This is a genomic window from Paraburkholderia ginsengisoli NBRC 100965 (assembly GCF_000739735.1).
GTDB classification, from domain to species: domain Bacteria; phylum Pseudomonadota; class Gammaproteobacteria; order Burkholderiales; family Burkholderiaceae; genus Paraburkholderia; species Paraburkholderia ginsengisoli.
Map to the genome: position 1 here is coordinate 134,046 of NZ_BBJF01000009.1, position 23,127 is coordinate 157,172.

A 23,127-nucleotide genomic window follows, 5' to 3' on the forward strand; every position below is an offset into this window, starting at 1 on the left:
GTCCGTCCGCCGCCCCGCCCATGTGGGGCGTCGACAGACAGACGGCCTTCGGACCCTCAACCCACGCTTACTTCCACAGCGCGCAGCGCGTTTCCGCCTTGGTCGTGAACGCCTGCTCGCCGGGGATAGTCGCAGTGATCTTGTAGTAGTCCCACGGCTCTTTGGATTCCGCCGGCGTCTTCACCTGCATCAGGTACATGTCGTGGATCATGCTGCCGTCCTGACGAACGTAGCCCTTCGCGTAGAAGTCGTCGATCTTGGTCTTCTTCAACTGCGCCATGATCTTGTCGGAGTCGGTCGAGCCAACGGCCTGCACCGCCTTCAGGTAGTTCATGGTCGCCGAGTAGTCGGCGGCCTGCAGGCTCGACGGCATTTTCTTCGTCTTGTCGAAATAGCGCTGCGCCCACTTGCGTGTGTTGGCGTCCTTGTTCCAGTACCAGCTGTCCGTCAGCACCAGACCTTGCGTGGTCTCCAGTCCGAGGCTGTGGATATCGTTGATGAACACCAGCAGCGCGGCAATCTTCATCGTCTTGTTGATGCCGAATTCCTTGGCCGCCTTGATCGAGTTGACGGTGTCGCCGCCGGCATTCGCAAGACCGAGAATCTGCGCCTTCGACGCTTGTGCCTGCAGCAGGAACGACGAGAAGTCCGACGCCGACAGCGGATGACGCACTTCGCCGAGCACCTGCCCGCCGTTCGCCTTCACCACGTCCGACGTGTTCTTTTCGAGCGCCTTGCCGAACGCGTAGTCGGCGGTCAGGAAGTACCACGTCTTGCCGCCCTGCTTGGTCACCGCCGAACCCGTGCCCTTGGCGAGCGCGGTCGTATCGTACGCATAGTGGATCGTGTACGGCGTGCACTGCTCATTGGTCAGCGTGTCCGCGCCTGCGCCGATGCTGATGTAGACCTTGTGCTTCTCGCCCGCCACCGTGTTCATCGACAGACCCGTCGCCGAGTTCGTCCCGCCGATCAGCATGTCGACGCCGTCACGATCGAACCACTCGCGTGCGCGCGATGCCGCAATGTCCGCCTTGTTCTGGTGATCCGCGTAGACCAGCGTGATCGGCTTGCCATTGACCTTGCCGCCGAAGTCCGCGATCGCCATGCGGATCGCTTCCAGTCCGCCCTGCCCGTCGATGTCCGCATACAGCCCCGACAGATCGGTGATGAAGCCGATCTTCACCGCATCGTCGGCCGCTTGCGCGCTGCCCATCGTGAAAGCGGCGCCGGCCGCGACCGCGAAACAAAGTGAGGCAAGCCGCGCGAGTGGGTTCTTTTTCATTCGTGTCTCCTGTTTCTTCGCTTGTGGTTATCAGAGGCAATCGGGCGGTGCTTAAGCGCTCATACGCCCAGTAAATCGTGCAGGACAGGCATCTTGCCTTCGAGTTCTTTCGCCTCGAAGTGCTCGACGATCGAACCGTGCTCCATCACGTAGAAGCGATCGGCAAGCGGCGCGGCAAAGCGGAAATTCTGTTCGACCATCACGACCGTATAGCCGCGCGCCTTGAGCGTGATGATCATGCGTGCAAGCGCCTGCACGATCACGGGCGCGAGCCCTTCCGAGATTTCGTCGAGCAGCAGCAGGCTCGCGCCGGTGCGCAGAATCCGCGCGACCGCGAGCATCTGCTGTTCGCCGCCCGACAGGCGCGTGCCCTGGCTCATACGGCGCTCGTGGAGATTCGGGAACATCGAATAGATCTCTTCGAGCGACATCATGTGCGCCTTGTCGCCGACCGGCGGCGGCAACAGCAGATTCTCCTCGCACGAGAGGCTCGAAAAAATGCCGCGTTCTTCCGGGCAATAACCGATGCCGCAATGCGCGATGCGATGCGTCGGCATGTTGATGGTTTCGCGTCCGCCGATGCGGATCGAACCGGTGCGCCGCCCCGTCAATCCCATGATCGCGCGCAGCGTGGTGGTGCGACCCGCGCCGTTGCGGCCGAGCAGCGTCACCACTTCGCCGCGGCGCACGGTCAGATCGACGCCATGCAGGATGTGCGATTCCCCGTACCACGCCTGCAATCCCGCGATCTCCAGCGCGGGCGCGGCGTCGCTTGCGCCGCTCAATTCGACGCCTTCGCGCTCGACAATCGTATTCATGCGTGGGCTCCGGCGAGCGCCGCGTCGGCGCTGCCCATATAGGCTTGCATCACGAGCGGGTTCTTCGACACTTCCGCGTAGCTGCCTTCGGCCAGCACTTCGCCCCGTTGCAGCACGGTGATCGTGTCGGAAATGCCGGCGATCACATTCATGTTGTGCTCGACCATCAGAATCGTGCGGCCGCTCGATACTTTTTTGATCAACGCCGTCACACGGTCGACGTCTTCGTGACCCATGCCTTGCGTCGGTTCGTCGAGCAGCATCAGCTCCGGCTCCATCGCGAGCGTGGTGGCGATTTCGAGCGCGCGCTTGCGGCCGTATGACAGCTCGACGGTCAGCACATCGGCGAAATCGGTCAGGCCGACCTGAGTGAGCAGATCCATCGCGCGGTCGTCGAGTTGATGCAGCGTGCGCTCGCTCTTCCAGAAATGAAACGACGTGCGGAGCGAGCGCTGCAAGCCGATGCGCACATTCTGCAATGCTGTCAGATGCGGAAATACCGCGGAAATCTGGAACGAACGGATGATGCCCCGCCGCGCGATTTGCGCTGGGCGTTCGTTCGTGATGTCGACGCCGTTGAAAACGATCTGACCCGCAGTCGGTTCGAGGAACTTGGTCAGCAAATTGAAGCAGGTGGTCTTGCCTGCCCCGTTAGGACCGATTAGCGCATGGATCGAGCCACGGCGCACGCGCAGGTTCACACCGTTCACGGCGATGAAGCCTTTGAACTCGCGAGTGAGGCCGCGCGTTTCGAGAATCGTATCGCCGAGAATCATGTTCCCTTCCATACGGAGTAAGGCGAAGCACTACGATCTTCCGCGCGAATTTCTGCGCGACTTTTTATGACGGCGGCACCCCTGGCCGCTCGTTGGCGTGCTGCACCAATCCGGACGGTAATCCATGGCGCGGCACGCAGCATGGCTGCCATTGTCGCGCCAATGATGCAGCGCATTCATTGGGATTTGCACTTAGTGGAGCACGCCCGTTATTTGCGCGGTCATGCGCGTGAACAAAGGTACGGGCCGCGCGTCGGCAATACGGCCGCAATACATCGGGTTAACGCGCGGCGTCGCCGACGCATGAGACATCCGGCCCGGCAGACGTGACCGGTGTCTCACGCGATGGACTTTCTCATCCCCCGCTTTGTCACACAGCGGACATCGAAGCCGTTACGCGGCTTTGCTCCGCGACGCTCGCGTTCGCGCGTGCGCGGCGATCTTCGCGGATCATGTCGCTCGCGCGCTCGGCGATCATCAGCGTCGGCGAGTTGGTGTTGCCCGATGTGATGTTCGGCATCACCGAAGCGTCGACCACGCGCAGCCCGTCGACGCCGATCACGCGCAACCGGTTGTCGACCACCGCCGCCGGATCATCGAGCGTCCCCATACGGCAGGTGCCGACCGGATGGAAGATGGTCGTGCCAACCGCGCCGGCCGCCTGCTGCAATTCTTCCTCGGTTTGATACTGGATGCCCGGCAGAATCTCCTGCGGCCGATAACGCGCGAGCGACGGCGCCGCGGCAATGCGGCGCGTGAGACGCAACGCGTTGGCGGCGACGTGACGGTCGTAGTCGGTGGACAGATAGTTCGGTGCGATCAACGGCGGCGCCGATGCATCCGTCGACTCGATGTGGATGCTGCCGCGCGAAGTCGGCCGCAACTGACACACCGACGCCGTGAACGCATTGAACCGATGCAGCGGTTCGCCGAAGCGATCGAGCGAAAGCGGCTGCACGTGATACTCGAGGTCGGGGCGCGTGAGCGAGCGGTCGTCGGGATCGGACTTCGCGAACGCACCGAGTTGCGACGGCGACATCGACATCGGCCCGCTTTGCAACAGCGCGTATTGCACGCCGATCATCAGCTTGCCCCACCAATGCGCGGAGGCCGTATTGAGCGTGCGCACGCCGTCGACCTTATAAGCCATGCGCAATTGCAAATGGTCCTGCAGATTTTCGCCGACGCCACGCAGATCCTTGACCACGTCGATGCCGAGCTTCTGCAGACGCGCACCGTTGCCGATGCCGGACAGTTCAAGCAGTTGCGGCGAGTTGACTGCGCCCGCGCTGAGGATGACTTCGCCGCGCGCGCGGGCGAGATAGTCAACGTTGTCGCCGCGATATTCGACACCGATGCAGCGACGTCCTTCGAACACCACGCGCTGCGTATGCGCGCCGGTGATGATGGTCAGATTCGGACGCTTGAGTGCGGGCCGCAGAAACGCTTTCGACGCATTCCAGCGAATGCCGCGCTTCTGATTGACGTCGAAGTACCCGACGCCGGTGTTGTCGCCGCGATTGAAGTCATCCGTGGCGGGAATGCCGCTCTCTTGCGCGGCTTTCGAAAACTCTTCGAGAATCTTCCATTTCAGCCGCTGTTTTTCGACGCGCCACGGTCCGCCCACGCCGTGCGATTCGCTCGCGCCTGCGTGGTGGTCTTCGCTACGTTTGAAGACCGGCAGCACGGCATCCCATGACCATGACGCATCGTGTGTCACGCGCGCCCATTCGTCGTAGTCTTCGCGCTGGCCGCGCATGTAGATCATGCCGTTGATCGACGAGCTGCCGCCCAATACGCGGCCGCGCGGATACGACAGCGCGCGTCCGTTCAGGCCCGCTTCCGGCTGCGTTTTATAGAGCCAGTCCGTGCGCGGATTGCCGATGCAGTACAGGTAGCCGACCGGTACGTGAATCCAGTGGTAATCGTCTTTGCCGCCGGCTTCAAGCAACAGGACGCTGACGTCCGGATCTTCGGTCAGCCGATTCGCGAGTACGCACCCTGCCGTCCCCGCACCGACAATGATGTAGTCGAATTCGCCTTCCAGCCGCCGGGCGGCCGCATGCGTGCTTCCGGTGTCGCTCATCGTTCAGTCTCCTAAGCTTTTTCGCCGCGCGCCGCAGGGTTCCATGTGGCGCACGTCGTCAGGCTTTATTTGTGTTTTTTGCGCATGCGTCTGCGCAGGCCGCGCTCGGCTTATTTGGCGACCGGCATCGTAAACTCCGCGCCCTTCGCGATACTGTCCGGCCAGCGCTGCATGATGCTCTTGTAGCGCGTATAAAAACGCACGCCCTCCTCGCCATACGCGTGATGATCGCCGAACAGCGACTTCTTCCATCCACCAAACGAATGCCATGCCATCGGCACCGGAATCGGTACGTTGATGCCGACCATGCCGATCTCGATCTGTCGTGAGAAAGCCCGCGCAACGCCGCCGTCGGATGTGAACAGCGACACGCCGTTAGCGAACTGGTTGCCATTGATGAGCTCCACAGCGGAAGCGAAATCGGGCACACGCACCACGCACAACACCGGCCCGAAAATCTCCTCGCGATAAATCTTCATCTCGGTCGACACGTCATCGAACAGCGTGCCGCCCAGGAAGAACCCCTTCTCATGACCGTCCACCTGATGACCGCGTCCGTCGACCACCAGCTTCGCGCCCGCCGCGACACCTGCGTCGATATAGCCGACCACCTTGTCCCGATGCGTCGCCGTCACCAACGGCCCCATCTCCGCGGCGGACTCCATGCCGTTGAGAATCTTCAGGCTCTTCACGCGCGGCGTCAGTCGCTCGATCAGTTCATCGGCGATATGACCGACTGCGACCGCCACCGAAATCGCCATGCAGCGCTCGCCCGCCGAACCGTACGCGGCGCCGATCAACGCGTCGACGGCCTGGTCGAGATCGGCGTCCGGCATCACCACCAGGTGATTCTTCGCCCCGCCCAACGCCTGGACGCGCTTGCCGTGTTTCGTGCCTTCCGTGTAGATGTATTCGGCAATCGGCGTCGAACCGACGAACGACAACGCGCTCACCTCCGGATGCACGAGCAGCGCGTCGACCGCGACCTTGTCGCCGTGCACGACGTTGAACACACCGTCGGGCAAGCCCGCTTCCTTCAACAATTCGGCGAGCCGGTTCGACGCGGACGGATCGCGCTCCGACGGCTTCAGCACGAACGTGTTGCCGCATGCAATCGCGACCGGGAACATCCAGCACGGCACCATCATCGGGAAGTTGAACGGCGTGATGCCGGCGACCACGCCGAGTGGCTGGCGCAGATTCCAGTTGTCGATGCCGCCGCCGATCTGATCGGTGAAGTCGGTCTTCAACAGGTTTGGAATGCCGCACGCGAACTCGACGATCTCGATGCCGCGCATCACCTCGCCCTTCGCATCCGAGAACACCTTGCCGTGCTCGCGCGTGATCAGCTCCGCCAGTTCGTCGTGGTGGCGGTCGAGCAATTCCTTGAACTTGAACAGCACGCGCGCCCGTTTGATCGGTGCGGTTTCGCTCCACGCAGGAAACGCGGCTCGCGCGGCGGCGACCGCCGCGTCCACTTCCGCGACGCTCGCGAGCGGCACGCGTGCGCTTACGCTGCCGAGCGCGGGATTGAACACGTCGCCGAAACGACCGCTCGTGCCGTCGATCGGCTTGCCATTGATGAAATGGGTCAGCGCGCGTGCGGTCGCCGCGCCGCGCAGGGTCTCGTCCTGAAGTGTCTCGCTCATGTTTTTCCTCAATCGTGTGAAGTCTTCCGCCCGCCGCGCGCTGCGCGGCACTGGCGTGCTGAACGCCAAGCGTACGGCGCTTCGGGGCGACAAATCCAATGAGTAATGCTCAACTGCGCTATAAGGCGCGCTAATATCACCGGATGGATCTCACTCTGCTCCGGGCCTTCATCACCGTTGCGCGGGAGGGCAACCTCACGCGTGCCGCGGTGCAGCTTCACCTGACCCAACCCGCCGTCAGCCTGCAAATCAAGCATTTGCAGGAGGCGCTCGGCGTGACGCTGTTCACGCGGACTTCGCACGGGCTTTCGCTGACGCGCGACGGCCAGGCGTTGCTGCCCCACGCCGAACGCGCGCTCGGCGCGGCCGCCGACGTGCAGCGCGCCGCGCAATCGCTGCGTCACGAAGTGCGCGGACGGCTGCGGATCGGCACGATCCTCGACCCCGCGTTCCTCCGTCTGGGCGGCTTTCTCAAGCAACTCGTGGAGACCTGGCCGCAAATCGAAACGGCGTTGCGCCACGGTATGTCGGGCTGGGTGCTGGAGCAGATTCGCGCGGGCGAACTCGATGTCGGCTACTACATCGGCCTGCCGTCCGATGACGAACCGCGCGACGGCCCGGCGTTCCACGCGCTCACGCTCACTCATTTCCAGTATCGTGTGCTGGCGCCGGCCGGCTGGAGGGATCGCGTGAAAGGCGCGCGCGACTGGCGCTCGCTCGCCGCGCTGCCGTGGATCTGGACGCCGCCCGCGTCCGCGCATAACCGCTTGCTGTCGCGCTGTTTCGGCGAGGCCGGCGTGAAGCCGGTCAAGGTGGCGGAAGTGGATCAGGAGCCGTCGATGCTCGATCTGGTGAAGTCGGGCGTTGGCCTCACACTGGCCCGCGATGCCACCGCGATCGCTGAAGCGCATGCACACGCGTTGACCATCGTCGACGGGATCACGGTGCCGACTCAACTCAGCTTCATCACACTCGAAGAGCGCAAGGAAGAACCGGCGATTGCCGTGGCGTTGAAGCTGATCGAACAGCAATGGGCGACGTGAATGCCAGCATCAACGCGGGCAACCAGTGGATTGAGGGGATGCGATATGAGTCGCGCTAATGCCAGAGAGAGGCGAGATGATCCGGGTCCGGCGGCGCTATAACCCTGGCGAGAGCCTTTGCAGTCCCGCATTCACCAGCCGCCGTCAACGACGCTTCGCTCTTTGCCCTCATCCATCGGGTCGCCTGAAACGACGCCGTCACGCACTTTTTGTTAGATTGGCGGTTCGCGCATACGCGCCGGCCCCGCATCGTTTCTGTTCCGCATGACTTTGTCCTTCCCGGCAGCTTCGCCCGGCAACACCGGAAGCCGCCGACCACTCCATCCTTCGACAGGAGCCTGACATGGCACGCAACATTGAAATCAAAGCCCGCGCCCAGCATTTCGAGCAACTGCGCGAGCGTGCGGCGCAGCTCGCCACCGACGCGCCGCTGATCTTCCGCCAGCAGGACTTTTTCTACGACGTGCCGCGCGGCCGTCTGAAGCTGCGCCAGTTCGATGACGGCACCCCGGCCGAACTCATCTTCTATCAGCGCGACGATCGCGACGGCCCGAAGGCGTCCTACTACACGCGCAGCCCCGTGACCAATCCCGAGGCAATGCACGCGCTGCTCGCCACCGCGCTGACCACGCGGGGCATCGTCACGAAGGAACGGCATGTGTACCTGACCGGTCGCACGCGGATTCATCTGGACCGGGTCGACGGACTGGGCGACTTCGTCGAACTCGAAGTGCTGCTCGCCCAGGATGACGACGAAGAAGGCGGCCATGCCGAAGCCCGCGCGATGTTCCAGAGCCTCGGCGTGGAGGAATCGGATCTGGTGGCCGTGGCTTATGTCGATCTGCTGAGCCCGGAAGACGAGTCTTCGAAGCAGGCCGCATAAATCTCATGCAGCGCGAGCGTGTAAAAGTTCGCGCGGCCGCTTTCACCACCCCGCTGGCAGCAACGACCGCAACACCACTGCATCAGCTCGCGGCCGCCCCCGGCGACAGATGGCCGAGCGGCAATGGCCCGTTGCGCTTGAAAGTAGTCAACACGATATTCGAGCGCACACTGTCGACGCCCGGCACGCGCATCAGCTTCTTCATCACGAAGTTCGACAGATAGTTCAGATCGGGCGCGACGATGCGCAACAGGTAGTCGGCGTCGCCCACCACCGCGTGGCATTCGAGCACTTCGGGCAGCACGTCGATCTGCTGCTGGAATTGCTCGATGATCGAATCGCCGTGGTGCTTCAGCTTCAGGCTCGTAAAAGCGGTCACGCCGAGCCCGAGCTTCTCCGGCCGCAGCACGACGCGATAGCCGTCCACCACACCCACCTGCTCCAGCCGCTGCAAGCGCCGTCCGATCTGCGACGGCGACAGCGGCACCTGCTCGGCCAGTTGCTGATGCGTGGCCCGGCCGAAGCGCTGCAGCACGTCCAGCAGCGCGAGATCGAAGTGATCGAGTTCCAACATGTCGAATATCCGCACTAAATCGTGATTTGATGCACGATTATCGCATATTACTCGGTATTCACGCCATCATTGCGCCCTTTCCGCGCGCACACCGCTCTACACTCGCATCACCGATTCCATCTGCACGACCCGTAGAGCATACCGCCCATGTCCATCGCCAGTAACGCCAACACCGCCAAGCTGAAAGAGCAGTTCGACGCCGGCCTCGAAACCCGCGCCGATTTCACCATCGATCAACCGACCGAACGTTCCGGCGCGGTCGACCACGCGGTCTGGCGACAGCTCTACGCGCGTCAAACCGCGCTGCTCGAAGGCCGCGTGTGCGACGAGTTCCTGGAGGGTGTCGAACGAATCGGCATGCCGGCCGACCGCGTGCCCTCCTTCGACGAAATCAATGCGAAGCTCACGCCGGCCACCGGCTGGCGCATCGTCGCCGTGCCCGGCCTCGTGCCGGACCAGGTGTTCTTCGAGCATCTCGCGAACCGCCGCTTTCCGGTGACGTGGTGGATGCGCCGGCCGGACCAGCTCGATTATCTGCAGGAGCCCGACTGTTTCCACGATCTGTTCGGCCACGTGCCGCTGCTGATCAACCCGGTGTTCGCGGACTACATGCACGCATACGGCCGCGCCGCATTGGCCGCGAACGACGCGGGCGCGCTGCCGCTACTGGCGCGACTTTATTGGTACACAGTGGAGTTCGGACTGATCCGCGACGACGCGAGTCCCAACGGTGTGAAGATCTACGGCGCCGGTATCGTATCGAGCAAGGGCGAAACGATCTACAGCCAGCAGAGCGCGTCGCCGAACCGATTGTGCTTCGATCTCGAACGCGTGATGCGCACGCGCTACCGCATCGATACGTTCCAGAAAAGCTACTTCGTCATCGATGACTTCGAGCAGCTGTTCGGCGTTGCGCAGACCGATTTCGCCGCACTGCTGAAGCGGCTCGTAGCCGAACCGGCTTTCATGGCCGGTGACGTGCTCGACAGCGACCGCATCATCACGCGCGGTTCGCAGGACGGCTGGCAAGCCGACGGCGATATCTGAAGACGAGGCCCGCCGGGTCCACAGCGGGGTCCCCTCATTCATGAAAAAATAGTGAAGGCGCGCGTCCACCAGCGCGTGCTCCTACGACGAGGTAATGCCATGATCCAGAAACTCACTTCCGAAGAACGCGCGAGGCAGATCGCATCACTGCGCGGCTGGCACGCCGTCGCGGAACGCGACGCGATCCAGCGCAAGTTCGAATTCGCCGACTTCAACGAAGCGTTCGGCTTCATGACGCGCGTGGCAATCAAGGCGCAGGAGATGGATCACCATCCCGAATGGTTCAACGTGTACAACAAGGTGGATATCACGCTGTCCACGCATGAAGCCAATGGCGTCACCGAGCGGGACATCGCACTGGCTGCATTCATCGACAGTATTACCGCGTAATACAAAAAATCTACGGCGTTTCGCGCGTGTTTATCCGCCGAGCGTTGAACAATCCCGCGGCGATGAAAGGACAATGCAGGCAATCCCGCGCTCAATCCTTCAGTTCTACAGGCTATTATTAAGGCGCACGTAAGATTCCCACGCTTGCCTCGCGACGGCGTCCAAACGATCCAGTGATAGCGTCTGTCGACGCTGTACAATCAGCAACGCATACGGCTTGGAGAGCGCGCTTGCCTCCTTGCACAGAACGAGTTCGTCGCCGCTCGAAGGTGAGCGGGCGCGCCAGAAGTTAATCGCGGCTTCCAGTTCGTGAATGGATATATCGGACATGACTGCGTGATTGCTCGGAGGGCGCTTCGAGGCGGCTCGCTGGCTGCTTCGTGGCCCGTTCCCGCCGATCCCGGCATGGCCACGCCGCACGCTGACTGTGCAGCAGGCGCCCCGGCGAACCGCTTGCCCAAACGCCTAAACCCATTGTACTTGAGCGAATTCCATGCGACTCCTTCTGATCGAAGATGACCGTCCCATCGCACGCGGCATCCAAAGCAGTCTCGAACAAGCCGGCTTCACCGTCGACATGGTCCACGACGGCATTTTCGCCGAGCAGGCCCTCACGCAAAACCGCCACGAGCTCGTGATTCTCGATCTGGGCTTGCCCGGCATCGACGGCATGACGCTGCTCTCGCGTTTCCGCCAGAGCAATCGCCACACGCCGGTGATCATCCTCACCGCGCGCGACGAACTGCACGACCGTGTGCAAGGCCTGAATTCCGGCGCCGACGACTACATGCTGAAGCCGTTCGAACCCGCCGAACTCGAAGCGCGCATTCGCGCGGTGATGCGCCGCAGTGGTCCGCACGGCGACATGCCGCGTCCGGAAGTGTCGCTGGGCGGTGTGCGTCTGTCAGGCGTTGATCGCCGCATCTTCAACGACGACAAGCCGCTCGAACTGTCGCCGCGCGAATTCGCGGTGCTCGAAATGCTGCTGCTGCGCCACGGCCGCGTGGTCAGCAAGGCGCAACTGCAAGATCACCTGACGCATTTCGGCGGCGATCTCGGTGACACCGCGATTGAAGTCTATGTGCACCGGGTGCGCAAGAAGCTCGAGAACTGCCGTGTCGAAATCGTCACGGTGCGCGGTTTCGGTTATCTGTTGCAGGAAATCCGCCAGGCCGCATAATCGTCGTGAAGGCCGCAAGTTCGCTTGCGGCCTGACGGCGCCGGGCCGGCGCCGCGCACTCGGTGCGCAGTTCGCCGGCATCCGGCGAATTTCACGGCGCCCGACGCCGTCCCCTTTCCCACGCGTTCGATCATGCCCCAGCCGGCCGCCAATAGTCTGCGCCGCACGCTGCTGCGGCGCCTCGCTGCACCTCTTTCGCTGCTCGCTCTGATGAGCGGCCTGATCGCTTACTGGCTGGCCTGGCAGTACACGCAGCATGTCGTCGACCGCTCGCTCGCCGACCTTGCCACCGCGATCTCCAAGCAGATCCAGATTGCCGGCCCGGATGCGCCGATCACGGTGCCGCCGCTCGCTCAGGCAATGTTCTCCGATCCGGTCGAACAACTCGTGTACCGGATCAGTGACGGCGAAACCGAAATCGCCGGCGACCACAACCTGCCGCTGCAAGGCACCAGCGTGCGCCGCATGCACTACGCGTACGTATTCGAAACGCAGCACGAGGGCGTGACCGTACGCGTCGCGCAGGTGCGGGTCGATCAACCGACCGGCAATCCGATCGTCGTCGAGGTGGGTCAGCCGGTCCATCACCGGTTCCGGATCGCCGCCGAGTTTCTCATCGCGATCATGATGCCGCTGCTGTTGCTGCTGCTCGCGGGCTGGGTGATCGTGTGGCGGGTCGTCAACCAGCAGCTCAATCCGCTCACCGATCTCGCCGACTCGCTAAACCGGCAGACCCACACGTCGCTCGAACCGGTCGACGAAACCTATGTGCCCGTCGAAATCCGGCCGCTCACCGGCGCGCTGAACGCCCTGCTCGGCCGCTTGAAAACCGCGCTCGACGGTCAGCGCAAATTCATCGCCGACGCCGCGCATCAGTTGCGCACGCCGCTCACCGCCGTGAAGCTGCACGCGGAGCAGGCGGCTATCGCGCGCGATCCGCAGCAAACGCTCGCCGCGGTACGTGAGCTGCGTGCTGCGGCCGACCGTGCGGTGCGATTGTCGAATCAACTGCTGTCGCTCGCACGCGCGGAGCCGGGCGAACAGGCGGCCCGCTTCGTCGATGTGGACATGGCCGCGCTCGCATTCGATACCGGCGCCGAGTGGGTGCCGCGCGCACTGACGTTCCACGTCGACCTCGGCTTCCAACGCCTCGACGATCCGGGCAACGATCATCCGCTGATCGCGCGCGGCAATCCTGTACTGCTGCACGAGGTGATCGCCAATCTGCTGGACAACGCACTCAAGTACGTGCCGCCGTCACGCTTCGATGGCGGCCGCATCACGGTGACGGTGTCGCAAACTTTGATCGACGATCTGCGCATGGCCGAGATCGTGGTCGAAGACAACGGCCCCGGCGTGCCGCGCACGCAGCAGTCGGACCTGTTCAAACGGTTTTTCCGCGGCGACGGTCAGAGCGATGCCGGCGTGGATAGCGGCGCAGGTCTCGGTCTCGCGATCGTGCACGACATCATGGTGCTGCATCATGGCAGCGTGCATTACGAGGATGCGCCGGAAGGCGGCGCACGTTTTATCGTGCGGATTCCGCTTGTGTCGGGCGTCGTTCAGAGCAACGTCACCGATGCCGAGCCGAAACGCCAGGCAAAAAAATCGGCGCACTCGGCGCCAATCGACATGTAACGTGTGGGCATTCAGCGGACTGCTCATGCACCGCTGATGGACCACGAACGGGAGGTCGCTTCGAACCGGCTCTACTGAGCGGCTCGGGCGGCCCGTGCGTCATTTCTTCTTCGCTTTCTTCTCCGACGCCTTCACGTCCGATCCCTTGGCCTTCTTCGCCGACTTGCCGGCCTTGCCCGCGCCCTTCTCTTTCTCCGGCGGCGCCAGCATCGTGCCGCGGCACTTGCGCGCGCCGCAACGGCATTCGTATTCCTTCTTGAGCTTCTTGGTCTGACGCGCGTCGATCACGAGGCCGTAGTCGTAAAAAACCTCCTCGCCTTCCGCGATATCGCGCAGCGCGTGCACGTACACGTGACCGTCGATTTCCTCGGCTTCGCAGTTCGGCGCGCACGAGTGGTTGATCCAGCGCGCGCTATTGCCGTCCACCTTGCCGTCGATCACCTTGCCGCTATCGAGCGCGAAATAGAACGTGTGATTCGGTTCGGCCGGATTGTGCGGATGACGGCGCAATGCTTCTTTCCAAGAGATCCGCTCACCCTCGTATTCGATCAACCGCTCGCCAGCCGCAATCGGTTCGAGGGCAAACACGCCTTTGCCGTGCACACCCGAACGGCGCACGGCGATCCTGCGTGAACTCATTGAATGAATCCTTGTGAAGAACTGGGGGTGAAGTCCGGCAGCCGCTTGAAATGCCCGCGTCTGACGCGCTGCTTTTTTCTGACGCGGATAGCAAACGCGGCGCCTTGCGAGCGCCGCGTCGACTGGTGACGCTCTGCGCCACATCCGGCATCGTACACGCTCAGGACGGCTTCGTTCAACCGTCAAAAGTCGTGTTCATGCAGCCGCAGTCCGAGCTTCAACGTTGTCCGAACGAAATATCGCCGAACAGCGCTTTCTGCTCGCGCGGTTGCGAGCGCCAGTACTGCGGCGGCGCTTCGACCGTCGCACCGAGTTGCGCCGCGGCGTGCCACGGCCAGCGCGGGTTGTACAACAATGCGCGGGCCAGTGCGATCAAATCGGCCTCGCCCGCTTCGATCAGCTGCTCGGCATGCAGCGGATCGGTGATCAGTCCGACGCCGATCGTGGTCAGTCCAGTGGCCTGCTTGACCGCCTTCGCAAACGGAATCTGATAGCCCGGTTCAAGCGGAATCTTCTGCAACGGCGACACGCCACCCGACGACACATCGATCCAGTCGCAGCCGCGCTTCTTCAACTCCTGCGCGAACGCGATCGTGTCCGCGAGCGTCCAGCCGCCTTCGACCCAATCGGTCGCGGAGACTCGCACGCCGACCGGCTTGTCGGCGGGGAATGCCGCGCGCACGATGTCGAAGATTTCGAGCGGAAAACGCATGCGGTTTTCAAGCGAACCGCCGTAGTCGTCGTCGCGCTGATTGGCGATCGGCGAAAGGAATTGATGCAGCAGATAGCCGTGCGCCGCATGCACTTCCAGTCCGTCGATGCCAAGCCGTGCGGCACGTCGCGCCGAAGCCGCGAACGCTTCGCGGATCCGGTTGAGTCCGGCGGCGTCGAGCGCGAGCGGCGGCTCTTCGCCCGCCTTATGCGGCAACGCGGAGGGCGCGTGCGGCAGCCAGCCGCCTTGCGACACCGGGATCAGCTGGCCGCCGTCCCATGGCACATGGCTCGACGCTTTGCGGCCCGCGTGCGACAACTGCATCGTCACGTTGATATGCGAGTACTTGCGGATCGCGGCCAGCACCGGCACAAGCGCGGCTTCGGTGGCGTCGTCCCACAAGCCGAGGTCGCCCGGCGTGATGCGGCCGTCCGGCTCGACCGAGGTCGCCTCGATGAACAGCATGCCGGCGCCCGACAACGCGAGACTGCCGAGATGGATCATGTGCCACGCCGTCGCCTCGCCACGTTCGGCGGAGTACTGGCACATCGGGGAGACGACGATACGATTGGGAAGCGTCACGCTACGCAGCGTGAGCGGAGAGAAAAGCGCGCTCATGGATTACGCCCAGTGAAAGCCCGAGAGCGATCGAGCATAGCACCGCAAGCGGTTTACTGCATGCGCCTGTCGGTCAGGCTTGAGCTTCCACCTGATCCAGCCATTCGCCGAACATCTTGCACGTAGCGGCTTCGAGCGCCGGACCGAATTGCGCAGTCTCGGCCCGCAATTGACGCGCGTCGATGCCGTGTGACGCAAGCTCGCCCGCGTTGCCGATCAGCCAGGGCTCGAAGCGGTCGGCGCGAATCTCCGGATGACACTGCAAAGCCAGCACGTGCTTGCCCCACGCGAACGCCTGGTTTTCGCAGGCGGGCGTCGACGCAAGACGCGTCGCATTAGCGGGGAGATCGAAGGTGTCGCCGTGCCAATGCAGCATCGACGTCTGCGCGCCATCCAGATGACGCAGCGGCGAAGCGCGGCCGGCATCGGTCAGCGTGAGCGGAGTCCAGCCGAGTTCGGTATGGCCTGCCGGATAAACACGTGCACCGAGCGCACGCGCGATCAGTTGCGCACCGAGGCAGATGCCGAGTGTCGGCAAACCGGCCGCGATGCGTTTTTCGATCAGCGACAGCAGCGGGACGAGTGTGGGATAAAGCGCGTCATCGGTGGCGCTGATCGGGCCGCCGAGGACCACCATCAGCGATGCCGCGACCGGGTTCGGCGCCTCGATCCGCGCAAAGCCGACATCGAGATAACGGACCGGACGCCCGCGCTCGCCTAGCACGCGCTCGAGACTGCCCAGATCCTCGAAGTGCACATGACGGATGGCCAGTACTTCGCGATTCATCGCCCTGCCCCACCTTCAGGTTGACTAAAGACTTGCCGCGACGCGGCGCCAAAACGGCTGACAGGCGGACGAGGCCGCCCGCCGGAGCCGGCTTGGCAGTGTAGCGGATTGTCCCGGAAGAAGGCGCTTATTGCGCGAAGATCTTCCAGGTCTTCTTCTGGGCGGCGACGTCGGCGGTTTCATGCACCGAGCAATCGAGACGCAGATCCGTGTCGGACATCTTCAGGTCGAGCAGCGCGCAGTGATGCGGCGTCTTCTTCGGATTCTTGCTCGGCTCGAAGTGCGTGCAGCTCAGGCACATGCGGTGCGGCGGAATCGTGCCGTGTGCTTCGAGCTGATAGATGGTCTTGAGCAGCGTGCGATAGAAGATGGCCTGCTCGTCGTCGCGCAACGTGCCGACCGCTTTGCCCAAAAAGTCCGGCCATTGTGCGGCGCGCTTCGCAGCGGTGCGGCCGCGCGCGGTCAGGCGGACCGCGAGCGCGCGGCCGTCGTCGAGGGCGCGGCGCTTTTCGACCAAGCCTTTGGTTTCGAGCGTGCTGACCGCATCGCTGGTGGTCGCGGCGGTCAGGGCCGTTTCACGGGCGATTTCGCCAAGGCGCATCGGGCCCTTGCGTTGCATCAACAAGACCAGGATTTCGCCCTGAGTCGGCGTGAGACCCGCGCCTTCGGCCCATTCCCAGGCCTGGCTTCGCATCGCCGTGCTCAATCGCAATAGGCTGTGGGTCACTCGCCCGGTTGCCTGTTCTCCGTATACGCCTTCGCTCATAATCTTCGATTCGTTTATTTACAGCGTTCGTACGATGCCGGTGAACTGCTTGCCGACCTCGCCCGTAGCCTGTGTGGGGTAGCCTCGTCCAATCACGGACGACACCGTTTCTACTATCTCAAAAATTTACCGCCTTGCAAGCCCAAGGCGGCGAAACGACATTCTATGCGAGAGCGGCAAATCGTACAGCTAACTTATCCAACGCAATCTGTGGATAACCCTGGGAAAACGCGTGGACAGCGTGTGCATCGATTCTCCGCAAGCGTTCGGACCAAGTCGGCCGGCACCGGAATCGCCCTTGTTTAGCGAGGCCGATGGCTAGCAAGCCAACCTGGTTATGCTTAACGCAGCATATTGACTTTTCAGGGAATTATTCAGTTGTCCACAGCCTGGTGCGATGCGTGTCGAGTGCCACACCTTGTGTATACGTGATCTTTGGCCAAATCTGAAGGCCGCGAGCACGAAAATAAATTACAAAAAAACCCGCACGCAGCGGGGTTTTTTTGTTGGCGGGCCTGAGCAAAGCGATTCGCGACTACGCTCGCCATTGCAGACACTGCTGCCGCACAGCTTCGTGCAAGGACTTTTCCTGCGCGAACACACCGCGCAGCCAGGTCGCATCGTTCACCTGACCGCGAGCAATCGCGCCGATTTCGGCGAGGGCGTTACCCGAACCGAGTGCCTCCGCATGCGGTGCAATTAGATCGAGCGTTTCGAGGATGTCCTCTGAAATCGTCTTGCGTTCGCCGGTTTGCGGATTGATGCAGGTGCCGGCCAGACCGAAACGGCAGGCTTCGAAACGGTTGAACGTGTAGACGAGATAGTCGTCTTCCTTCGGCGCGATCGGCTTGTCGAGCAACAGATGGCGGGCCAGCGTCTGGATGTAGCACGCAATCGCCGCCGCGCGGTCGACCGACAGCGGCGTATCCATCACACGCACTTCGATCGTGCCGAAACCCGGCTTCGGCCGGATGTCCCAGTAGAAATCCTTCATGCTGTTGACCACGCCCGTGTGGACCATCTTCGAGAAATATTCTTCGAAGCTGTCCCACGTCAGCACGAACGGCGCGCGACCCGATAACGGGAACGCGAACACGGAATTCAGTCGTGCCGAATGAAATCCGGTGTCGACGCCCTGCACGAACGGCGACGAAGCGGACAACGCGATGAAATGCGGAATGAAGCGCGACATCGAATGCAGCAGGTACAGCGCGCTGTTCGGATCCGGGCAGCCGATATGCACGTGCTGGCCGAACACCGTGAATTGCTTCGCGAGATAGCCGTACAGCTCGGACAGATACTGGAAACGCGGCGTGTCGACAATTTGCCGCTCGCTCCATTGCTGGAATGCGTGGGTGCCGCCGCCGCACAAACCGACGTTCAGATGATCGGCTGCGGACACCAGCGTGTCGCGAATCTTGCGCAAATCGGCGACGGCCTGCTCATGCGTCGTGCAAATGCCGGTCGACAACTCGATCATGCTTTCGGTGATTTCCGGCGTGATGTTGCCGGGGATCTTTTCGTCCTTGATGAGGCGCAGCAGATCCGTGCCGGCTTTGGTCAGATCATAGTCATGCGTATTGACGATCTGCATCTCGAGTTCGACACCGAAGGTAAACGGTTTCGAATCGATGAAGGGTTCGAGTGACATGGCGTCCCCTGAGTCAGGTCGGCCGGGTAGCTCTCACATGCCCGGCCGTTTTGGAATCGAATGAGTTGAATGAAACGTCGCCACCAACCTGCAGCGAGCGGCGCGCGATTACTCTTCGCGCCGTTCAGCCACCAGCGCGAGGCTGCGATAGACGAGCCACGGCCCGAGAATCTGCAGCACGAAAATCGAACACATCACGATCGCCCGCAGTTGCGGGTCGAAATTCGGATAGAGGTTGTAGGTGTCGTCGACCAGCAGATACGCGAGCGCCGACATCGGCGATAACGACAAACCGAGCGCCATCCCCTGTTTCCAGTTCAAGCCGCTCGGTTTGGCGAACGCCATCACACCGATCAGCTTTGCCACCAGACGAGCAACGATCAGACCCAGCGCGGCGACGCCGCCGAGCGCGATGTGCTTCCATTCGAACGACGTCAGCGTGAGCACGAACAGGATCACGGTCAACAACCAGCCGGCGGTGCCGAAATGCTGCGGCCACAACTGCGGACGCGCTTCGTGATTTTTCACGATGATGCCGGCGGCCAGCAGCGAAAGAATGGTCGACAGCTTGAACAGATGCGAAATCGCGATCGCCAGCAACACCAGGCCGAACAGCGCGACGAACGAATGCTCGTCCTGCATGTTGAGCCGGCGATAGAAAAACGTGCAGGTGCGCGCGAGCAGATAGGCGAGTACGAACGAGCCGATCAGCAGGTAAAGCGGTTGCAGGATGGTCGCGAACACATTGCCGTAAACCTCCTGATGCAACCAGCTCGACACGAGCTTTTCGATCACCACCGCATACATGCTGTTCAGCGCGGTGAGCGTCAGCAGACGCTGGGTCACCTGCCCTTCCGCGCGCAATTCCGTTTTGAGCTGGATCACCATCGCGGGCGAGGTCGCCATCGCGATCGCCGCGAGCACCATCGCCACCATCAGCGGCACGTTCAGGAACAACAGGACCGGCAGCACGAACGCGAAAGTCAGCGTCGCTTCGGCGAGGCTCGACAGGATCAGCCACGGATTGCGGCGGATCCACCGCAGATCGAGCCGGCTACCCAGTTCGAATAACAGCAACCCGAGCGCGACATCGAGCAATGGCCGTGCGGCCATCGCGGAATCCGCGTCGATTACGCCGAAGCCAGCGGCGCCGGCAATGAGGCCGATGACCGCATAGCCGGAAATGCGTGGTAAACGCCACGCGCGGTAGCACAGCTCACCGCACAAGCCAGCGGCGAGCAACGCAAGACCAGCCCAAAAAATGGCGTCGGGTGAAAGCGGCCAGGCTGGAAAAAATGAAAACGCCGAATTCATCGTAATGGGTTCTCCTTTGCAGCAACGGCGGGCGACACGAACCGGCGCAAACACCGGCGAGCAGGTGGGCGCGTTCGCGCTCACTGTCGCAATCGCTTCGCATGGCCAGCGTTGCGAGTTTTCTTTGATCGGATGATCTGAATCTGAATGCGCCGCTGCCGCGAGAAGAGCCCGGCACATTCAAGGATGCGGCTGTAGCAACCGGCACGGTGAAAGAACGCCGTCGACTTTGAATCAGATTCTGATTGAGCGGCACCGTTCCGTTGCAGCGCGTGCCGGCAGAGACAAAGGCACGACGCCGAAAAGAACGGCGATTGTGCCATAGCTTGTTCGACCTCGACCGAAAACACACGAACACGCAGGCAAAACGGTAAAAACGTACGTTATCTCCGAAGCTCGCGGGAAAAGCGACTTTTTTACCGCTGATGCGGGCTACGTAAACCGTCAGATTGATGGTTGCGTGTGTGCTTTTCGGGTCATTCACCGAAGAAGGTTTACGTCGGTTGGAAGAGGTTAACCACGCCGACGGACTTCTCTCCAGCCTCGGCCTTGCTGTTTACAGGTTTACTGTATGTATACGTAGTAACAGTTAACAAGGTGCCTCGGTTTCTGTGGATAACCCTTGTTTACCGAAACGAATCATTAGCTTGCCGGCGGCATAACCGGATGCACAGCATGTGCGGGAGCGGCGGGTATACGCGAGCAACTTTTGGCGATTTTCGGCGCGAGCAAAGTTACCCCGTTTACGTCCACAACGGTTCCACACGACTTGCGCCGGTTAACGGCGTGGTTATCCACAAGTTTCAGTGGATAACTTCGACGCCGCGTTAACAGGCGTATACCGCGGCGTGGGTCGGTTAACGGTGGGACGGTGGAGGGCGGAGCCGATGGCGTAAACGCGTTCGCGTGCGGTTAACTCACCGTTCCCTGTCGCAATGCGCGCAGCAGGAAACGCGCGGGATCGAGGTCTTCGGCCAGATCGCGTTCGAGCGGCCACGGCTCGCCTTCTATCTGCGACGCGATCAGTTCGGCACCGAGCGCCGCCCACACCAGTCCGCGCGACCCGTACGCGAACGCACTGTACAGGCCGTCCATGCGCGGTAGATCGAGCGGCCAGGCGCCGCGCAGACGCTGTGCGTCATGGGCCGCCTGGGCTTCGTCGGCGAGTTGTCCGATCATCGGTATGCGGTCGCTCGTCACGCAGCGGAACGCGACGCGTCCGGCTAGTTCCATCGAGCGTGCGGTAGCGACAGAGCCGCCGAACGCCGGCAGCATCTGCGCGACGCGCTCGAGGTTTTCCAGATGTCCGTCCGCACGCAACGACGTGTCGGGGTCATCGAGTTCATAAGTGGCGCCGGTCAACGTGACGCCGTTTGCCAGCGGCACCGCATAGCCTTCGCCGATCACCGGCAACGCGAGCGACGGCGCCGCGCCCGACGGCAGCAGCGTCAACTGGCCGCGAATGCTGCGAGTGGGCGCATGCTGCAAGCCGGCGATGCGCGCGGCATCGTGCGCGCTCGCGACGATCACCACCGGCGCGCGCGCAACAACCTGGCCAGCGGTGTCGATGACGGTCCATTGATCCCCGGAGCGTTCGAGTCGCGCAACTTCGACGCCGAAGCGGCGTTCGAGCAGACCGCCCGCTGCGGCGAACTGCGCGGCGCATAGCGAAGCCGGATCGATCCAGCCGCCCTGCGGAAAAAACCAGCCGCCGCGCGCGAGCGGCGTGCCGGCAAGCTTGTACGCGGCGGCCGCCGACACCGGCGCCACATAGGCGGACGGATAGCCGAACGCGGCGATTGCGTCGCCGATCGCACGGGCTTCGCCGTCGTCCGCGGCGATCTGCAACAGCCCTGCGCCGCCGCGCGACGGCCGATGACCCAGCCGTTCGAGCGCGGCCCATCGTTGCAGCGCGTAGAGAAAGCCGGCGCGGGTGACGCGTGAGGCGACGCTGTCGTCGCGTGAAATCATCGGGTGGAACACGCCAGCCGGATTGCCCGACGCGTCCTGCGCGACCGACGCACGGCGTTCCAGCGACGTGATGCGCCAGCCGCGCGCCGCGAGCCGTTCGATCACCGCGCTGCCGGCGAGCCCGGCGCCGATCACCACCGCATGCCGTTCGTCGAGCGCGAGCGGCGCGGGCGGCTCGTAGCGACGCACGCGCCAGCGGGGCGCGAAGTGGCCGACCAGCATCGCCCGTTTCCAGCCGAAGCCGTCGATCTTGCGGTACTCGAAACCGCATTGGGTCAACGCGCGTTTGATCTCGCCGGCGCTGCTGTAGGTGGCGAATGTCGCGCCCTCGCCCGCCAGCCGCGCGAGCGCCTTGAAGATGGCCGGGCTCCAGAGCTCGGGATTGCGCGCCGGCGCAAAGCCGTCGAGGTAGAACGCGTCGGCGCGCAGCCGCAAGGCCGGCAAGCTCTCGGCGGCGTCGGCCAGCACCAGCGTGAGAACCACGCGGCCGTCGTCGAATTCGAGCCGATGCGTGCCGGGGACCAGCATCGGCCACGCGTTTGCAAGCGTGTCGGCCAGTTCTGTAATCGCGGGATCGGACAGCGTCGCCGCATAGACGCTGCGCAAATCGTCGACGGTGAACGGATGCTTCTCGGTCGACACGAAATGCAACCGCTCGCAACGCGCCGGATCGGCGCGCCACGCGGCCCACGTCACGAGGAAGTTGATGCCCATGCCGAAGCCGGTTTCGAGCACGGTGAAAATGCGGCGGCCTTGCCATCGTTCGGGCAGCGCATTGCCGCGCAGAAAGACGTAGTGAGCCTGTTCCAGACCCCCGACGGCGCTGTGATAGATGTCGTCGTAGAGCGGCGAAAAGGGGGTGCCGTTGTCGCGAAAAGCGAGGACGGCGGGGATCAGCGGATCAGTCATGCGCGTCGGGAAATGACGCTCGAAAGAGCGGTTCTAACGTTACCGCCAGCGCGCGCAGCTCGCCTGGCGGCGAAAAGGACGCGCCGAACGTTGGCAAAAACCAACGCTAAGCCCCGTCCCTACTGGGTTTCAGCCCTCTTCGGGAGGGTGCCGGAAGGGGAAATCGCGCTTTCCTTGCGATATCGGCGCTGGAACCTCGTAAATCTTCGAAACCCTTGTCCTGATTGGGTTTGCGCTGCGCTATCATAGCAAGCGCCGCGAATCGAGCGGGAGCACGGCCAGCGCACAGTCAACTGTCCGCGCTCCAGGCCCGGAGGGGCTCCGGGGCCGCAGCTGCTCGACGGCGCGGCGCGCGCACGTATAATCGGCGCGTTCGCGCTGTTCGTGTCAACCT

General features: G+C 62.8%; 21 protein-coding genes. 6 read left to right on the forward strand and 15 right to left on the reverse strand.

Going from position 1 to position 23,127, the window contains the following annotated elements:
* Nucleotides 1–67: 67 nt before the first annotated feature.
* The 5 genes from BGI01S_RS17295 to BGI01S_RS17315 form a co-directional block, all read right to left on the reverse strand.
* Nucleotides 68–1,282, reverse strand: a complete 1,215-nt coding sequence (locus BGI01S_RS17295) for an ABC transporter substrate-binding protein (protein WP_042327190.1) — start codon at nt 1,280–1,282, stop codon at nt 68–70.
* Between the two features lie 59 nt (nt 1,283–1,341).
* Nucleotides 1,342–2,100, reverse strand: a complete 759-nt coding sequence (locus tag BGI01S_RS17300; protein WP_042327191.1) for an ABC transporter ATP-binding protein — start codon at nt 2,098–2,100, stop codon at nt 1,342–1,344.
* Nucleotides 2,097–2,876, reverse strand: a complete 780-nt coding sequence (locus tag BGI01S_RS17305) for an ABC transporter ATP-binding protein (RefSeq protein ID WP_042327192.1) — start codon at nt 2,874–2,876, stop codon at nt 2,097–2,099. Before BGI01S_RS17305 ends, BGI01S_RS17300 begins: the two co-directional genes overlap by 4 nt.
* Nucleotides 2,877–3,246: 370 nt before the next feature.
* Nucleotides 3,247–4,962: a GMC family oxidoreductase gene (locus BGI01S_RS17310; RefSeq protein ID WP_042327193.1), complete on the reverse strand. Its 1,716-nt coding sequence runs from the start codon at nt 4,960–4,962 to the stop codon at nt 3,247–3,249.
* 110 nt (nt 4,963–5,072) lie between these two features.
* On the reverse strand, nt 5,073–6,611 hold the full coding sequence (locus BGI01S_RS17315) for a CoA-acylating methylmalonate-semialdehyde dehydrogenase (protein ID WP_042327194.1): 1,539 nt from the start codon (nt 6,609–6,611) through the stop codon (nt 5,073–5,075).
* Between the two features lie 143 nt (nt 6,612–6,754).
* Between BGI01S_RS17315 and BGI01S_RS17320 the strand changes: the two genes are divergently transcribed.
* Nucleotides 6,755–7,654: a LysR family transcriptional regulator gene (locus tag BGI01S_RS17320; RefSeq protein WP_042327195.1), complete on the forward strand. Its 900-nt coding sequence runs from the start codon at nt 6,755–6,757 to the stop codon at nt 7,652–7,654.
* Between the two features lie 343 nt (nt 7,655–7,997).
* Nucleotides 7,998–8,537, forward strand: a complete 540-nt coding sequence (locus BGI01S_RS17325) for a class IV adenylate cyclase (protein WP_042327196.1) — start codon at nt 7,998–8,000, stop codon at nt 8,535–8,537.
* Between the two features lie 82 nt (nt 8,538–8,619).
* Here the strand turns inward: BGI01S_RS17325 and BGI01S_RS17330 are convergent, their stop codons facing one another.
* Nucleotides 8,620–9,111, reverse strand: coding sequence for an Lrp/AsnC family transcriptional regulator (locus BGI01S_RS17330; RefSeq protein ID WP_042327197.1), 492 nt, complete (start codon nt 9,109–9,111; stop codon nt 8,620–8,622).
* Nucleotides 9,112–9,258: 147 nt separating this feature from the next.
* Here BGI01S_RS17330 and phhA point away from each other — a divergent pair, with 147 nt between their 5' ends.
* Together phhA and BGI01S_RS17340 are read left to right on the forward strand one after the other, a co-directional pair.
* On the forward strand, nt 9,259–10,158 hold the full coding sequence (gene phhA, locus BGI01S_RS17335) for a phenylalanine 4-monooxygenase (RefSeq protein ID WP_042327198.1): 900 nt from the start codon (nt 9,259–9,261) through the stop codon (nt 10,156–10,158).
* A 99-nt stretch (nt 10,159–10,257) separates the two neighbouring features.
* Complete coding sequence (locus BGI01S_RS17340; protein WP_042327199.1) at nt 10,258–10,548, forward strand: 4a-hydroxytetrahydrobiopterin dehydratase; 291 nt, start codon at nt 10,258–10,260, stop codon at nt 10,546–10,548.
* A 105-nt stretch (nt 10,549–10,653) separates the two neighbouring features.
* On the opposite strand, the gene BGI01S_RS17345 is transcribed toward BGI01S_RS17340, so the two are convergent.
* Nucleotides 10,654–10,878 carry a DUF3717 domain-containing protein gene (locus tag BGI01S_RS17345; RefSeq protein WP_042327200.1) on the reverse strand — a complete coding sequence of 75 codons (225 nt, stop codon included), beginning with the start codon at nt 10,876–10,878 and terminating at the stop codon, nt 10,654–10,656.
* 163 nt (nt 10,879–11,041) lie between these two features.
* Here BGI01S_RS17345 and BGI01S_RS17350 point away from each other — a divergent pair, with 163 nt between their 5' ends.
* Nucleotides 11,042–11,728 (forward strand): response regulator transcription factor, encoded by a 687-nt coding sequence (locus BGI01S_RS17350; RefSeq protein WP_042327201.1) that lies wholly within the window; start codon nt 11,042–11,044, stop codon nt 11,726–11,728.
* A 132-nt stretch (nt 11,729–11,860) separates the two neighbouring features.
* Complete coding sequence (locus tag BGI01S_RS17355; protein ID WP_042327202.1) at nt 11,861–13,366, forward strand: sensor histidine kinase; 1,506 nt, start codon at nt 11,861–11,863, stop codon at nt 13,364–13,366.
* 99 nt (nt 13,367–13,465) lie between these two features.
* Here BGI01S_RS17355 and BGI01S_RS17360 read toward each other — a convergent pair whose 3' ends face one another.
* The 8 genes from BGI01S_RS17360 to mnmC form a co-directional block, all read right to left on the reverse strand.
* Complete coding sequence (locus BGI01S_RS17360; RefSeq protein ID WP_042327203.1) at nt 13,466–14,005, reverse strand: SET domain-containing protein; 540 nt, start codon at nt 14,003–14,005, stop codon at nt 13,466–13,468.
* A gap of 217 nt (nt 14,006–14,222) precedes the next feature.
* Nucleotides 14,223–15,335, reverse strand: coding sequence for an NADH:flavin oxidoreductase/NADH oxidase (locus tag BGI01S_RS17365; protein ID WP_042327204.1), 1,113 nt, complete (start codon nt 15,333–15,335; stop codon nt 14,223–14,225).
* A 73-nt stretch (nt 15,336–15,408) separates the two neighbouring features.
* Nucleotides 15,409–16,122 carry a glutamine amidotransferase gene (locus BGI01S_RS17370; RefSeq protein ID WP_042327205.1) on the reverse strand — a complete coding sequence of 238 codons (714 nt, stop codon included), beginning with the start codon at nt 16,120–16,122 and terminating at the stop codon, nt 15,409–15,411.
* 127 nt (nt 16,123–16,249) lie between these two features.
* Nucleotides 16,250–16,888, reverse strand: a complete 639-nt coding sequence (locus BGI01S_RS17375; protein ID WP_042327206.1) for a MarR family winged helix-turn-helix transcriptional regulator — start codon at nt 16,886–16,888, stop codon at nt 16,250–16,252.
* Nucleotides 16,889–17,423: 535 nt separating this feature from the next.
* Entirely contained in the window at nt 17,424–18,539 is a 1,116-nt protein-coding gene (locus tag BGI01S_RS17380) for a YbdK family carboxylate-amine ligase (protein ID WP_042327207.1), read from the reverse strand.
* A gap of 108 nt (nt 18,540–18,647) precedes the next feature.
* Nucleotides 18,648–19,853: a cation:proton antiporter gene (locus tag BGI01S_RS17385; protein WP_042327208.1), complete on the reverse strand. Its 1,206-nt coding sequence runs from the start codon at nt 19,851–19,853 to the stop codon at nt 18,648–18,650.
* The gene (locus BGI01S_RS30600) at nt 19,756–20,337 is read right to left on the reverse strand and encodes a hypothetical protein (RefSeq protein WP_167335660.1); all 582 of its coding nucleotides are present in this window, start codon (nt 20,335–20,337) and stop codon (nt 19,756–19,758) included. The genes BGI01S_RS17385 and BGI01S_RS30600 overlap by 98 nt, the downstream gene beginning before the upstream one ends.
* Nucleotides 20,338–20,765: 428 nt before the next feature.
* Nucleotides 20,766–22,733: a bifunctional tRNA (5-methylaminomethyl-2-thiouridine)(34)-methyltransferase MnmD/FAD-dependent 5-carboxymethylaminomethyl-2-thiouridine(34) oxidoreductase MnmC gene (mnmC, locus tag BGI01S_RS17390; RefSeq protein ID WP_042327209.1), complete on the reverse strand. Its 1,968-nt coding sequence runs from the start codon at nt 22,731–22,733 to the stop codon at nt 20,766–20,768.
* Between the last annotated feature and the right edge of the window lie 394 nt (nt 22,734–23,127).

Excerpts from the sequence above, each read along its gene's own strand:
- BGI01S_RS17295 (WP_042327190.1), bottom strand. The coding sequence starts at position 1,282 with ATGAAAAAGAACCCACTCGCGCGGCTTGCCTCACTTTGTTTCGCGGTC.
- BGI01S_RS17300 (WP_042327191.1), bottom strand. The coding sequence starts at position 2,100 with ATGAATACGATTGTCGAGCGCGAAGGCGTCGAATTGAGCGGCGCAAGC.
- BGI01S_RS17305 (WP_042327192.1), bottom strand. The coding sequence starts at position 2,876 with ATGATTCTCGGCGATACGATTCTCGAAACGCGCGGCCTCACTCGCGAG.
- BGI01S_RS17310 (WP_042327193.1), bottom strand. The coding sequence starts at position 4,962 with ATGAGCGACACCGGAAGCACGCATGCGGCCGCCCGGCGGCTGGAAGGC.
- BGI01S_RS17315 (WP_042327194.1), bottom strand. The coding sequence starts at position 6,611 with ATGAGCGAGACACTTCAGGACGAGACCCTGCGCGGCGCGGCGACCGCA.
- BGI01S_RS17320 (WP_042327195.1), top strand. The coding sequence starts at position 6,755 with ATGGATCTCACTCTGCTCCGGGCCTTCATCACCGTTGCGCGGGAGGGC.
- BGI01S_RS17325 (WP_042327196.1), top strand. The coding sequence starts at position 7,998 with ATGGCACGCAACATTGAAATCAAAGCCCGCGCCCAGCATTTCGAGCAA.
- BGI01S_RS17330 (WP_042327197.1), bottom strand. The coding sequence starts at position 9,111 with ATGTTGGAACTCGATCACTTCGATCTCGCGCTGCTGGACGTGCTGCAG.
- phhA (WP_042327198.1), top strand. The coding sequence starts at position 9,259 with ATGTCCATCGCCAGTAACGCCAACACCGCCAAGCTGAAAGAGCAGTTC.
- BGI01S_RS17340 (WP_042327199.1), top strand. The coding sequence starts at position 10,258 with ATGATCCAGAAACTCACTTCCGAAGAACGCGCGAGGCAGATCGCATCA.
- BGI01S_RS17345 (WP_042327200.1), bottom strand. The coding sequence starts at position 10,878 with ATGTCCGATATATCCATTCACGAACTGGAAGCCGCGATTAACTTCTGG.
- BGI01S_RS17350 (WP_042327201.1), top strand. The coding sequence starts at position 11,042 with ATGCGACTCCTTCTGATCGAAGATGACCGTCCCATCGCACGCGGCATC.
- BGI01S_RS17355 (WP_042327202.1), top strand. The coding sequence starts at position 11,861 with ATGCCCCAGCCGGCCGCCAATAGTCTGCGCCGCACGCTGCTGCGGCGC.
- BGI01S_RS17360 (WP_042327203.1), bottom strand. The coding sequence starts at position 14,005 with ATGAGTTCACGCAGGATCGCCGTGCGCCGTTCGGGTGTGCACGGCAAA.
- BGI01S_RS17365 (WP_042327204.1), bottom strand. The coding sequence starts at position 15,335 with ATGAGCGCGCTTTTCTCTCCGCTCACGCTGCGTAGCGTGACGCTTCCC.
- BGI01S_RS17370 (WP_042327205.1), bottom strand. The coding sequence starts at position 16,122 with ATGAATCGCGAAGTACTGGCCATCCGTCATGTGCACTTCGAGGATCTG.
- BGI01S_RS17375 (WP_042327206.1), bottom strand. The coding sequence starts at position 16,888 with ATGAGCGAAGGCGTATACGGAGAACAGGCAACCGGGCGAGTGACCCAC.
- BGI01S_RS17380 (WP_042327207.1), bottom strand. The coding sequence starts at position 18,539 with ATGTCACTCGAACCCTTCATCGATTCGAAACCGTTTACCTTCGGTGTC.
- BGI01S_RS17385 (WP_042327208.1), bottom strand. The coding sequence starts at position 19,853 with ATGAATTCGGCGTTTTCATTTTTTCCAGCCTGGCCGCTTTCACCCGAC.
- mnmC (WP_042327209.1), bottom strand. The coding sequence starts at position 22,733 with ATGACTGATCCGCTGATCCCCGCCGTCCTCGCTTTTCGCGACAACGGC.